Genomic DNA, 12,060 nt, shown 5'->3' with positions numbered 1-12,060 from the left:
AAGTTTACATTAATTACAAATAACATTGATTTATATGAAAAAGTAAAAGAAAAAAAAGATTTAGAAATAATATTTGATGAAAATTATACATATAAATACGATATAAAAGATAATTTGCTGGGTGTGGAGCAAGGATATTATTACGATGAAAAAACCAAAGAGATAAAACGAGAGCAATAAAATAGAATTTATAAAATTTACCCGCCGCGCCTGCTTAGAATTTCTTGCTTAGCGCTATTTGCCTCTTGCGCCGCGAGTGATCATCAAGGACTGCTCGTAGAAAATTAGCAGCGTTATCGAGACGCCCGTGCCGAGCGCCAGCGAGATCGAGACCGTGGCGAGGGCGTTGTCGAAAAACGAGATGAGATGAGCGAGCTTCTGCTGCGCGCCTGCGGCTTTGATATAAGAAAACAGCGCCAAGACCGCCTTATAGGCGTAGATGCCCGGGATCATCGGAAGCAGCGCGGGAAAGGCGATGATCTCTGCGGGCACCTTGAGGCGCTTGGCGCAGAGCATCCCTAAAACGCCGATCAGAAACGACGCAAAAAGCGTCGCGGCGGCGATCGAAAAAATTTGGCTTTGAATCAGCAAAAACCTGCACGAATGCGCAACCGCCGCAAGCAGCGCCGAGAAAATAAGCGTCTTTTTAGGCGGCATGCACGCATACGCAAACCCCAGCCCCGCCGCAGCGGCAAAGCAAGCATCCTTAAATACCAAAAGCGCGAGATCAAACATTTACGAGCCCCAAATTTGAGATGCTAAGCGTCAGAAAGAGCCCGATCGCGATGCAGATGATCAAAAGCCCCGTGTTCAGCCCTCTGCTGATGCCTACGAGCATATTTTCGTTTAGGATGTCAAATACCGAGTTGATCAGCCAGACGCCCGGGATCAAAAACAATATGCTCGATCCCACGGCGATGTCGGGCGTGGCGCTAAGTCCGTAGCGAGCGCCTAGCGAGACGATGAATGAGACTGCGAACGAAACCGCGATGTATTGGATTTTTAGATTGATTTTAAGCTTGCTAAATAGATAGCGGGCGCAAATTCCAAAAGCCGTAGCCGCAAAAACGAGCGCCATCGCGCCGCCATCGCCGCCGAAAAGCTCGCAGAATGCGGTGTTTGCGACGCTGAGCAGAACGAGGGTTTTGGCAAAGCTTTTCTTTTGCGAGGCCAAAATTTCGGCAAATGCGGCTCTGGCGCGCGCAAGAGGGATTTTCTCGTCGTAAATTTCCCAGCTAAGCGCACTTAGCTCCGAGATCAGATCGAAGCTGATCTGCGCCGCAGCGCCCGTTTTGACGTAGGTGCGGCGGATGGAGTTGTCCGCGGGGTCCATCACGCTGATGATGAAGTGGCGCACGAAGATCATCAGGCTCGCCTCATAGTCGTAAGCGTCCGCTATCCTGCGCACGCAGTGCTCTATACGCGCGGTGTAAGTGCCGATACTAAGCATCTTGGCGGTGTATTCGCTAAGAAAATTGGTGAGCTCTTGGATTTGCGGTCTCGCCGCTTCTGCTTCTTTTGCTGCCGCCATTTCTGTTGTCATTATTTCCTCCGCTACTCTTGTAATCTCAATATCGTTTTGCGCTGTTTTTGTCATTTTTGCTTCTACGGCGCTCATAGCGGCCTCTATTTCCGCAGCATCCGCCGTTTTTGATGCCGCTACGGCGTCCGCCGTCGCGGAATTCTTATTTTTAAAATTTAATGCAGCGGCTCCCGTGGCGGAATTCTCGCTATCTAAATTTGACGTAGAGGCAATATCTATGGCGGCAGAGCTTTGACTGTTTAAATTTAACGTCGCCGCAGAATTTTCATCGCTCAAATTTAACTCGCAGTTCGAGCTTTGCTCGCTTAAATTTAAACTTTCGGCGTCCTCGCAAGATCCGCTAAATTTAGAATTTTCATCGCCCACGGCTCACCTCAGGCTGATGAGATCGAGCGGGTTGATGTGGTAGTTCTGCTGCGTCACCTCAAAGGTCAGATCTGAGCCGATGCGCCCGATGATGTAGCCCTTTTTGACGTTGGAGCCGACGCGCACGGTAGGCGGGATCTGATTTAGATGCGCGTAGATCGTGTGGATGCCGCCGCTATGCTCTAGGATCACGACCTTATCGAGCACGGCGGTTTCTTTAGCAAAGACTACTTTACCCGGCAGCACCGCTTTAACCTGCGTGTCGCCGCTGTTTGAGCCTAGCACGATATTTTCGTTGAAAAGCTTGATGTTATACACGGGATCGTTGTAATTGCCGAATTTTCGCTTCAAATACGCGCCGTTTAAAGGCGCCGCGGTTTTGGCTCCGCTGTATTTTTTAACGCGCGAGGACTGATAGCTAGAGCCGTACTGCTTGACCTTTTGGTTGATCTTGCTTACGCGCTCATCCGCGGGCTCGCTCACTTCTGGCTCGGGCTCACTAGGAGGCGCAGGCTCGGGCTTACCCGCCTTTTTGGCAGCCGCTTTTGCTTTGGCGTACTCTTTTTCGCGTGCCTGGCGCTCCTTTTGCTTCTGCGCTTCAAGCTTTGCTTGGCGCGCCGCTTCCTCCTTCTGCGCTTTGGCTTTCTCTTCGGCGTCGTCGATGATCTTAAGCTCCTGCAGGGTCTTGGATATGGCGTCTTGCTCGTCGTTTATCTTCTCCAGTCTCGCGATGTAGTACTCTTTGTCCTTTTTCATCTGCGCGAGCTTCTCTTTTTGGGTGGTTTGCTTGGCGTCAAGATCGGTTTTTTTCTTGTCATAGCCCGCCATGCTCGCCTGGATCGATTTGATCTTTTTGTTCTGCTCGTTGATAAAATTTTGATTATTTTCGTAGTCTTTGATCAGCCCCTTCAGCTCGTCGTTCATAACGACGCCGAGCCCCTCTAAAATTTCGCTAGCCATGATAGAATCGGGCGTGGTGGTGGAATTTACGTCGGTGATGAGATCAAACGATAGCTCTTGCGAGATCACACTTATGATCTTGCTCTCCAGATCGTTTTGCACGCTAAGAAGCGTGACGTTTTGGCTATTGAGCTTTTCAAGTTCCTGCGCTTCGGCGGCGTATTGATCCTTTAGGCCTTCTATCGCGTCGCTTAGCTGCTTGATCTCGCCTTCGCGCTTTTTAAAGCCCTCCTGCTCCTTTACGATTTGGCCTGCGATCTCGTCGATCTTTTGCGAGAGTTGCATCCCCTCCTTTTGCGAGCTTTTTAGCTCTTGACCCGCTTTGGCAATCTTATCTTTCGTGCTTTGTCCCTTTGCGGGCGCGGCATAAGTAAGAGCCGCGGCGAGCCCCAGCGCAAGAAGCGGTGCTAAAAAAGCCCTTTTCATGCTCGTTTATTTCCGATTTGCAGCATCACAAAGCTAACTGCGATGATAGATAGCGCCAAGGCGACACCCAAAAGAATCAGCGCATCGTAAGGCAGCACTATGGCGGTGCGTAGATCGCCGATGCCCTTAAGCGTGGTCGAAAACACCTCCCAAGAGGGAAGCGCTATGTAGAAGCAGGTCACGATCAGTGTGGCGATGAAGGAGTCTATTATCGCCATTCGGTAGAGCTTGCCGCTTTTTATCAGAAACGACGCGCCGAAAAGTTCCATGATCTCGATGCGCTCTTTGTGTTCGTAAACCCAAATACGCATCTGACGGTGAATTAACATCACGCCTAAAAGCACGATGAGAAACGCAAAGCCGTAAACGAGGCTTTTGATAAGCAGTAAAATTTTAAAAATTTCATCGTGGGTCTTTTTAAAAATTTCAACCCGCGTGAGCGAGCCTATAGATTTTAGATCCTGCTCGATCTTGGCAAGCTGCGCAGCGTCGGGGAAGCTTTCGAGCTTGACGCTATAAAATTTAGGCAAATTTTTACTCAGCTCGGCAAAGGCGTTTTGTGAAATTTTACCCTTCAGTCGCTCGGTGATGCCCGCGGTCGAAATTTCGCTAAGCGAGCTGATTTTCGGTACCGCTTTTTGCGCGTCTTGCAGGCTGAGCGAGGTTTTGGAGACTAGCACGATGTTATATTCGTTTTGGATCGAGCGCTCGTAGCTTTTGGTTAGGTTACTCATAAAAATTCCAAACTGCACTGAAAAAAGCAGCGCGACGAGCGAAAAGATCACGCCGAAATGGGTTTTAATCGATTTCATTTACTTTAGCGTCCTTAATCTCAAAATGTCGGTGCCTAAAACGCAGCGTAGCGGGCATTTTGTGCGTCACGATGACGACGCAGGCGTTCCACGACTCGCACGCCGAGCGCAACAAATTCCAAATAATGGCGCTGGAGTAGTCGTCCAAATTTCCCGTTGGCTCGTCGCACAGCAGCAGGCGCGGATTATGCGCCATCGCACGTGCCAAAGCCACGCGCTGCTGCTCGCCGCCGCTAAGCTCGAGCGGATACTTGCCCATCTTGTGCCCGAGCTCGACGTGGCGCAGTAGCTTTTTGGCTTGGTCTTGACAGACCTGCTGATTGTAGCCCATTATCATTAACGGAAGCATTATGTTGCGCTCGATCGTCCATTCGTTGATCAGGCGGTAGTTTTGAAAAATAATGCCGATGCGCTGGCGCAGGGTGCGCAGATCGGAGTTTGTGATGCCCTTTAGATCGCACAGGCAGACGTTCAGTTCGCCGCCGATGATGTCGATGCCGCCGTAGAAGGACTTAAGCAGCGTGGATTTGCCGCTGCCGCTCTTGCCCGTGATGATGACGAAGTCCTTCGCGCCGATGCCGAAGCTAGCGTCTTGGATGACCGCGCCCGCCTTTTCGTAGCCTAGCGTGAGGCCCGCTGCGGTGATGATGTTGTAATCGTCCGTTATCTCTGCCATTGTGAAAATATCTCCGAAATTTTTTGATGTGCCGCGTGGTTTTCGCGCGTAGGAAGCGGGCGGCGGATGAAGTAGCGCGTGCCGCTTGCGTTTGCGCGGATGAAACACTGCTGCGGAAAGTCGAATGCCCCGAGCGAAAGCAGGATTAGCACGTCCTGCGGCTCGGCAGCGCACGGCTTGCTTTGCTGTTGCTGCTCGGCGTAGCTTGGTTCGCTTTGCTGTTTATCTTGCTGCTTGGTGAAGCTCGGCTTGCTTTGCCGTTCGGCTTGCGATCCCTTTTTACAAGGTACGGCGCTCGCTTTTTTTAGAATTTGCGTAGCGTTTGCTCCGTCTGCGCGGGTCGCATTCGGTGCATTGCTCGCATCTATTGCGCCGATCGTTGTGGGTGTATTGCCTGTGCCCATCGCGTCGATAGTTGCGAGCACGCCATCCGTGCCGCTAGAATTTAGCGCGTTGCTTGCGTCGATAGTTGCGAGCGGGATATTTGCGTTTAGTGCATCGCTTGCGGCGGCTGCGCTGTTTATCTGCGTGCCTTGCTTTGTTACGATCTGCTCGCAGGCTAAAGCGCGCTTTTCACCAGAGGCGGCGCGGCTAAATTTAGCGCTTACCGCGATGGGAACGTCGCTCGTTAAATTTACGTAGTTTGAGCCCAAACAATTTTGATTTAAATTTACACTCTCTTTTGCGCCAGTTTCATTCGTGCGGTTTGTATTTGGCGCGGCGCTCGCTTTTTTTAGAATTTGCGTAGCATTCGCGCAAGCTAAAATTTTATCGCCCGCTGTCGTAGCTAAAATTTTGCAGTCATTTGCCGAAATTTCATCCGTACCTGCGCGCTCGGTTAAATTTTTGCCGCGCGTCGCATCTAAATTTATAGCCTCGTCGTTCATGACTTCGCCCGCGCCGCTTAAATTTACGCCGTCCGCCGCGCAAGCTCCGTCCGCATCCAAGCTTTTCTGCGCGTCAAAGTAAAAAATTTCCTCAAAATGCACGAAAAAATCCTCGCCTTTGAAGGTAGAATTTTTAAAATTTCGCGCGATTGCCGCCGCGTCAAATTTTAAAAATTCCATCTCAAATTGCTGCGGCTCGCCCAGGCTCGCGGTTTTGTTCTCATAGATCAGATCGTAGATGTCTTTGTCCATTTTGCGCCATCTATCCTCGTATTTGCTCGCTACGGCGGCATCGCGGTTTTTGAAGTGCGAAATTTTGCCCGCTTTGCGCTGAACGTAGGGCGAGAGCTTTTGCATCGCGTAGAGGAAGTACTCCTCGCTGTCGGTGCGAAGCTCGAAGCGGCCGCCGCGCCCGAGCGTGCGTGCGATCTGTGAGGCGAACTCGTCGCTTATGACGCGGCGGTGCGGCGCGTCGTCCCACGGCACGGGGAAGTGCAAAAATACGCGCTGCAGGCAGCCCGCGGGAAGCAGGCTCAGCAAAACCCGCGCGTCGGTGGCTATGAGAGCGATGTTTTGCAGCCCCTCGCGGATCGCTAGCTTTGCGACCTGCTCGATTGCTGGCTTGTAAATTTCAATGCCGATTAGTAGTGCGTCTTGATTTGAGCGCGCTTGATGAAGCAGATGTCTGCCCGAGCCGAAGCCGATCTCGATGAAAATTTTATTAAATTTAGAGCTTTTTACGAGGGATAAAATTTCATTCTCGTCCAAAATCAGCGGCGTTTTTTCAGTAAGCGAGCTGTCTTTGTAGGCAAACGCCTGCGAGATGATCCGTCCGCAGAAGCGCTCTTTAAAAATTTCGAGCGCTCGCTGCAGATGACCGATTTTGGCGGGCTTGGTGATCTTTTCGCCCTTTACTATCACTTTGCCGCCGCCGGGCTTTAGGGTGATAAAAAACTCGCTATCAAAGCTTTTGGTTCGCACGAGCGTTAAATTTCTGCCGCGCGCCGTTTCTAAAAATTCGACTTCGCCGAATCTAGCCGGCAGCGGCGGCAGGCTCACGCTTTGGGTTATGAAATTTGGCAAACTTTATTCTGCCTGCGCTGCGGCAATGACTGCACTAGGCTTGGACAGCTCTCCGTTTTCGGTTTTGACGGTAATGCGGTATTCGTATCCTTCGCCATAATCGATATTGTCGATATATTCAGCACTAAGTCTGCCGCGAACCTCTTTAATCGTGCTCCATGACTCTCCTCCCTTAGGACGGCGCTCGATTAGATAGGAGCTTACGCGAAGATCCGGATGCGGGCGCCAGATGATCTTAACGCGGCCCGGAAGCCCGTAGATCGCCTGCGCAAACGGCACGGACTCTAACATCTTCGCCGTGCTTGCGATAGCGACGGGAGAAGGAGCCGAAACGCCCTTGGCTCCGTATGTGCGCACCGTGTATTTATACGAAGTGCCCGGCTGCAGCCTCGTATCTACGTAGTGGGTGGAGTATGGATCTGCGATAGTGGCGATCTTTTTGGCTTCGCCGCCGCTTGCAGGCGCTCTGTAAACGACAAAGCCCAGTACGGCGGTATTGCTGTCGTATCTAGGCCACTCAAGGCCGATCTCATTGTCGCTCGTGATCGTCCTGATGCCCTCCACGCGCGGCAGGCTTTCGTCGCTTGCGCTAGGCGCGCTAGACATAGCGCAGCCACCCGCTAGTATCGCTAAAGTAGCGCTCAACGTTAGTTGGTAAAATTTTTTCATAAATTTCATCCTTTACCTTTTGATTTGTCGTAAAATTTAGAAATTCGCTCGGCAAGCCCGCGCATATTTTCACCTCTTTGCCACTTCGCGGATGGATGAAATAGAGCAAATAGGCATGGAGCAAAATCCTGCTAATTTTAGCGTTTTCGCTCTTAAATCCGTATAAATGATCGCCCAAAATGTGCCGATTTATCGAGCTTAAATGCACGCGGATCTGATGCGTGCGGCCCGTGAAGAGCTTTGCCGCGACGAGATTAAAGCTCTTTAGGTTTATCGGCGGCAGGTTTTGGTTTTGAGCGGGATTTTTAAAATTTAAAAATTTATTCTCGGCGAGACGGGCGGCTCTGGTTTGATCCGCACTCATTTTGGCGGTTAAAATTTTATCTGCGTTGTCTGCGCGGCTGCTTGGAATTTTATCTGCGCTTTGGATTGAAATTTTATCCGCACTCCGCATGCAATTATTTGAAATTTCGTCCGCGTTATCCGCGCCTGCGTAGTCGTTTAAAATTTTATCCATGCCCGCGTTCTTGCTCGCGCTTGCGTCGGTAGTCGAAATTTTATCTGCGCTCGCAGTTGGGTCTGCATTTAAAATTTCATTCCCGCGAGCGCTTACGTCGGTCGCTAAAATTTTACTCGTATCTGCACCACTGCTAGCGCTTAAAATTTTATCCCCGCCTGTGGACACGGCCGAAATTTTGCCCGCACCCGTAGTCGCGTCTGAAATTTTATCGGTAGCCGAAATTTTACCCGCATCACCCGTTGAAATTTTATCCGTAGTGTCGCCCGAAATTTTGTCCTTAGCCGAAATTCTACTTGCGCCTGTGTTCGCAGCTAAAATTTTATCGGCGGCTGAAATTTTATCCGCCCCTGCGCTCTTGCCCGCAGCCGCGCCATCGTCCGCGCCTAAAATTTCATCGCACTTCTGGGCGGAGTTTTGAAGCTCCGTTAGTTCCGCGCCGCTAAGAATTTCATAAAACGCGCTCTTTGCGCTGCGCCCGCCGGGCACAATCCCCATTTTTAGGCGATTTGCGGGGTTGCGAGCGATCGGGCGCTCGATCACGCAAGGCTCTTTCAGCGGCAGGTCGATTAGCGCGAGGTATATCCGCCCCATGCTTTTATCGCTTAGCTGCGCCGAGAGCGTGGCGTGCGCGGCGTTGTTTTTGGCGACGAGCAGGGCGCCGCTGGTGAGTTTATCCAGGCGGTGCACGATGCCCGCGCGAAGCTCGCCGCCGAGCGTGGAAAGCAGATAGCCGCGAGACTTGAGCCAGTCCACGAGCGTGGGTTCTTTGACGCTTGCGGCGGGGTGGACGGTAAGCCCCGCGGGCTTATTTACCACGAGCAGATCCTCATCCTCGTATAAAATTTCAACGTCGAAGTTTAGCTGCTGCTCGATTATTTGCTGCGGCGCGGGCGCGGGGTAGTCGATGTGCACGAGCTCGCCCGCGGATAGCTTGTAGCCGGGCTTAGTTTGCACGGCTCCGTCCACTCTGACTGCCGCGGATTTGATTAAGCTTGATATTTGGTTGCGCGAAATTCTAAGCTGCGAGCTTAAAAAAACGTCGAGCCTTTCGCTGCATTGTGCTATTAGATTATCCAAATTTATACCTTTTTTGGCTATTCTTACGTCAAAATTTTAATAGGATTAAGCGTTGTTTAAAATTGACAAAAAGATTTTAGCATATTTTGATTTCATTCAACCTTTTTTAATCGTGCCGATAGTGGTTTTTTCATACGTTTTAATAAGCGAGGCAAACGACGTACTATCCTCGAAGCAGGTGGTTTATTTCGGCGTAGGATTTGCCGTTTTTACGCTGTTTTTTCTCTTTCCGATACGCAAATTTTTATATCTGATCCCGATATTTTATTGGACCAACATCATATTGCTGCTCAGCGTAGATTTTTTCGGCGTTAGCAAGCTAGGAGCGAGGCGCTGGCTGGAGATTCCGTTCGTGCATTTTACGTTGCAGCCCAGCGAGGTGATGAAACCCGCGTTTATCCTGATGCTGATGTATCTGATACACAAAAATCCGCCGCCGAAAAACGGCTACGGGCTGAAGGATTTTTTGCGCCTTAGCTTTTACATACTTCTACCTTTCGTTTTGATCGCTAAAGAGCCCGATCTAGGCACCGCCGCGATACTTTTTTTGACGGGATTTGCGATCCTTTTCATCATCGGCGTGGATAAAAAAATCTGGCTTACGCTGATCATCGTTTTTGTGGCCAGCTCGCCGATTTTGTACGAAAACATGCACGATTATCAAAAAAAGCGCATCGCCGATTTCATCAGCGAGGAGCCCAATTACCAGGTCAAGCAGGCGATCATAGCTATCGGAAACGGCGGCATCTACGGCAAGGATAAGGATGAAGCGACGCAGACGCACTTTAAATTTCTACCGATCGCGACGAGCGATTTTATCTTCGCTTATACGATCGAGCGCTTCGGCTTCGTGGGGGCTGCCGCGCTGATCGCGCTGTATGCGCTACTGATACTGCATCTGCTGAGCCTAAACTACGATTTTAAAAGCGATTATCTGATACGGGTCTTTACGAGCGCGCTTGCCTCGCTCATTTTCATCTACACGGGCGTCAATATCTCGATGGTGGTGGGTTTCGCGCCCGTCGTGGGCGTGCCGCTGCCGTTTTTTAGCTACGGTGGCAGCAGCTTCATCACCTTTATGATCCTCTTTGGAATTTTGCAAAATTTGCTGACGTTTAGGATGAAGGATAACTACAAAACCTACAAGATCAGGATGTAAATTTAGCCCGCACGGATAAATTTTGAAATTCTACAAAATCGCGCGAGTTTATTTTGAGCTTCGGCGGTGAAATTTGAAGTAGGCGCTAAATTTTAAAGCTCGCTACAAAATCACGCCGATGCCGAGCGTAAAAGCCACCGCGAAAAAGGCGTATGTAAAGGCAAATTCCAAAGTTTGCGAATTAAAAAATCCGTAGTATAAAACGCTCGTGAAAAATCCGCCCATGAAGGCTACGGCAAAGATCCCGATCCGTGCCGCGACTGGCTTTGCACCGCAAAATTTGTATAGATAAAAAACCCCGCAGAAGCTGATCGCAAACCAGATCATCGCAGACACCGGCCCGCTTATGCCTATCATGCCGAAAAGATTGGCTAAATTTAAAAGCAGCAAAAATATCACCGCAAGCGCAATCAGCGCGGATTTGATCATCTATCGCGCCTTGCGTCGGGCGCGGAATTTTCACCATCCTGATTGAAATTTTGCGCGGAATTTTCACCCGCGCCGCTCGCGAAATTTTCACTGATGTCGCCACTAGAATCTAAAATTTCATCCTTGCTTTGAGAATTTGAAATTTCGCCGCCGCTTTTAAAGCTTAAAATTTCATCCGCTGCACCGCTTTTGCTCTGCGGCTCCTGCGCCTCTTTTGCGCTGCCGAAATCCGCGTCTTTTAAATTTGCGCTCTCATCTAAATCTTTAGAGCCTTCGTCTGCAGAATTTTTATAAGTTTTATTTGAAAATCTTTTGTGCTTAATCTGTAGATAAAAGACGAAAGCGACGAACGCCGCCGCCGTGATCGCGATGTAGTAGCGGTTTTCGAAGAGCAGCACGCCCTCTACCAGCCCCGAAAACAGTGCCAGTAGCGAGGCGGTAAGAAACGGAAAGCGCACGAGCTCCTTTTCGCCGATCGCTAAGGCTATGAGCGCGACGCCGAAGATCGTGGCGTTTAGCAGCGCGCCTAGGATTTTGATTTCGGCGAAAAGGCTCGGATTGACGCGCGAAGTGACGTAGAGCGCGAGCGCGACGGCGGCGAAAAGCAGGATCAAAAATACGATTTTTTTCATTTTGGACCTTTTAAGTTTATTTTTAAATTTTCACTTTCTTTATTTTTTTCATTCAAATTTACACTAGAATTAATATCGATTTCTTTTTTTTTTGGAAATATTTATATCAATCGTGTAATCTCCACCATTATGAGCTATTGTTAAATTTGCATCTGACGGAAGTTTGGTTAAAATATTTTCAAAATTTTCTTTTGTAAAAGTGTCTAATTTAGATTTATCAGTTTGAATAATCAAATTACTATCTTTATTATTTTTAACTAAACTTATATAACTATCATACAAATTTGTCGCCACTATTTTTGCTTCTTTTTCTGCTTTATCTCCAAGCGAAATTGCTGTAACTTTACCAAGCAAGTGATATGCACCAGCTGTAACAAGAGCCATAAACCAAGCAAAAGGATTATCCCAGTTATCGGCTAATATTGCACTGGTTATGCCAAAAGCAACAGCGTTTCCGTATGTTTCAGTTGAACTTTGTGTTGCTGTTTTTGCCAAAGCACCATTGATTTCTATAAAATAAGTTCGTATTTTATCGTCGTTATCTTCTGCTTTTACCACAATATCCAACGCATCTTTTGTGGTACCATTTATATCACACAAATGTGTCCTAAATTCTAGCAATTTTACTTTTTCACCAAGTGGTAAAGTTTACAATAAATCTGTTGCTTTACAGATTTTATCTATCTCGTTAAACAATTTTTGCTCTACACTCATTTTTTATCCTTTCATTGAGTTATTTAGAATTAACACTTTCACAATTTTTAATAACAATATTTGAGAAATTTTCTATGTCTGATAATTTTTGGCTAAATTTTATTTTA

General features: G+C 48.8%; 12 protein-coding genes and 2 pseudogenes. 2 read left to right on the top strand and 12 right to left on the bottom strand.

Annotated elements, in window-relative coordinates; translation table 11 throughout:
* On the top strand, window positions 1-180 hold a 180-nt coding region (locus Q0095_RS02585; RefSeq protein ID WP_297881079.1), incomplete at its 5' end, for a hypothetical protein.
* A 54-nt stretch (window positions 181-234) separates the two neighbouring features.
* Here the strand turns inward: Q0095_RS02585 and Q0095_RS02580 are convergent.
* The 9 genes and pseudogenes from Q0095_RS02580 to Q0095_RS02540 form a co-directional block, all read right to left on the bottom strand.
* A complete protein-coding gene (locus Q0095_RS02580) occupies window positions 235-735 on the bottom strand; it encodes a threonine/serine exporter family protein (RefSeq protein WP_297881077.1) in 501 nt (166 codons plus the stop codon).
* Window positions 728-1,543 (bottom strand): threonine/serine exporter family protein, encoded by an 816-nt coding sequence (locus Q0095_RS02575; protein WP_297881081.1) that lies wholly within the window; start codon window positions 1,541-1,543, stop codon window positions 728-730. Before Q0095_RS02575 ends, Q0095_RS02580 begins: the two co-directional genes overlap by 8 nt.
* A 369-nt stretch (window positions 1,544-1,912) precedes the next feature.
* Window positions 1,913-3,295: a murein hydrolase activator EnvC gene (locus Q0095_RS02570; protein ID WP_297881075.1), complete on the bottom strand. Its 1,383-nt coding sequence runs from the start codon at window positions 3,293-3,295 to the stop codon at window positions 1,913-1,915.
* Window positions 3,292-4,107 (bottom strand): hypothetical protein, encoded by an 816-nt coding sequence (locus Q0095_RS02565; protein ID WP_297881073.1) that lies wholly within the window; start codon window positions 4,105-4,107, stop codon window positions 3,292-3,294. The genes Q0095_RS02570 and Q0095_RS02565 overlap by 4 nt, the downstream gene beginning before the upstream one ends.
* Entirely contained in the window at window positions 4,094-4,783 is a 690-nt protein-coding gene (locus Q0095_RS02560; RefSeq protein ID WP_295152369.1) for an ATP-binding cassette domain-containing protein, read from the bottom strand. Before Q0095_RS02560 ends, Q0095_RS02565 begins: the two co-directional genes overlap by 14 nt.
* Window positions 4,771-6,753 (bottom strand): tRNA (guanosine(46)-N7)-methyltransferase TrmB, encoded by a 1,983-nt coding sequence (gene trmB / locus Q0095_RS02555; protein ID WP_297881071.1) that lies wholly within the window; start codon window positions 6,751-6,753, stop codon window positions 4,771-4,773. Before trmB ends, Q0095_RS02560 begins: the two co-directional genes overlap by 13 nt.
* A 3-nt stretch (window positions 6,754-6,756) precedes the next feature.
* Entirely contained in the window at window positions 6,757-7,422 is a 666-nt protein-coding gene (locus Q0095_RS02550; RefSeq protein WP_297881069.1) for a fibronectin type III domain-containing protein, read from the bottom strand.
* Window positions 7,352-7,678 (bottom strand): annotated as a pseudogene (locus Q0095_RS02545) (RluA family pseudouridine synthase); the annotation flags it as partial. The gene Q0095_RS02550 and the pseudogene Q0095_RS02545, both read right to left, overlap by 71 nt.
* A gap of 711 nt (window positions 7,679-8,389) precedes the next feature.
* A pseudogene (locus Q0095_RS02540) lies at window positions 8,390-9,019 on the bottom strand (RluA family pseudouridine synthase); the annotation flags it as partial.
* 52 nt (window positions 9,020-9,071) lie between these two features.
* On the opposite strand from Q0095_RS02540, the gene Q0095_RS02535 reads away from it, so the two are divergent.
* Complete coding sequence (locus tag Q0095_RS02535; RefSeq protein ID WP_005872296.1) at window positions 9,072-10,178, top strand: FtsW/RodA/SpoVE family cell cycle protein; 1,107 nt, start codon at window positions 9,072-9,074, stop codon at window positions 10,176-10,178.
* Window positions 10,179-10,280: 102 nt separating this feature from the next.
* Here the strand turns inward: Q0095_RS02535 and Q0095_RS02530 are convergent, their stop codons facing one another.
* The 3 genes from Q0095_RS02530 to Q0095_RS02520 all read right to left on the bottom strand — a co-directional run bounded on the left by Q0095_RS02530 (window position 10,281) and on the right by Q0095_RS02520 (window position 11,839).
* Window positions 10,281-10,607, bottom strand: coding sequence for a hypothetical protein (locus tag Q0095_RS02530; RefSeq protein WP_297881066.1), 327 nt, complete (start codon window positions 10,605-10,607; stop codon window positions 10,281-10,283).
* Entirely contained in the window at window positions 10,604-11,239 is a 636-nt protein-coding gene (locus Q0095_RS02525) for a hypothetical protein (RefSeq protein ID WP_297881064.1), read from the bottom strand. Before Q0095_RS02525 ends, Q0095_RS02530 begins: the two co-directional genes overlap by 4 nt.
* A 69-nt stretch (window positions 11,240-11,308) precedes the next feature.
* Window positions 11,309-11,839 (bottom strand): hypothetical protein, encoded by a 531-nt coding sequence (locus Q0095_RS02520; protein ID WP_297881062.1) that lies wholly within the window; start codon window positions 11,837-11,839, stop codon window positions 11,309-11,311.
* Between the last annotated feature and the right edge of the window lie 221 nt (window positions 11,840-12,060).

The sequence above is a fragment of the uncultured Campylobacter sp. genome (genome assembly GCF_938045535.1).
In the GTDB taxonomy this organism is placed as follows: Bacteria; Campylobacterota; Campylobacteria; order Campylobacterales; family Campylobacteraceae; genus Campylobacter_B.
Note: the sequence above shows the minus strand (reverse complement) of the source record. Positions and strands in the feature narration are given on the sequence as shown.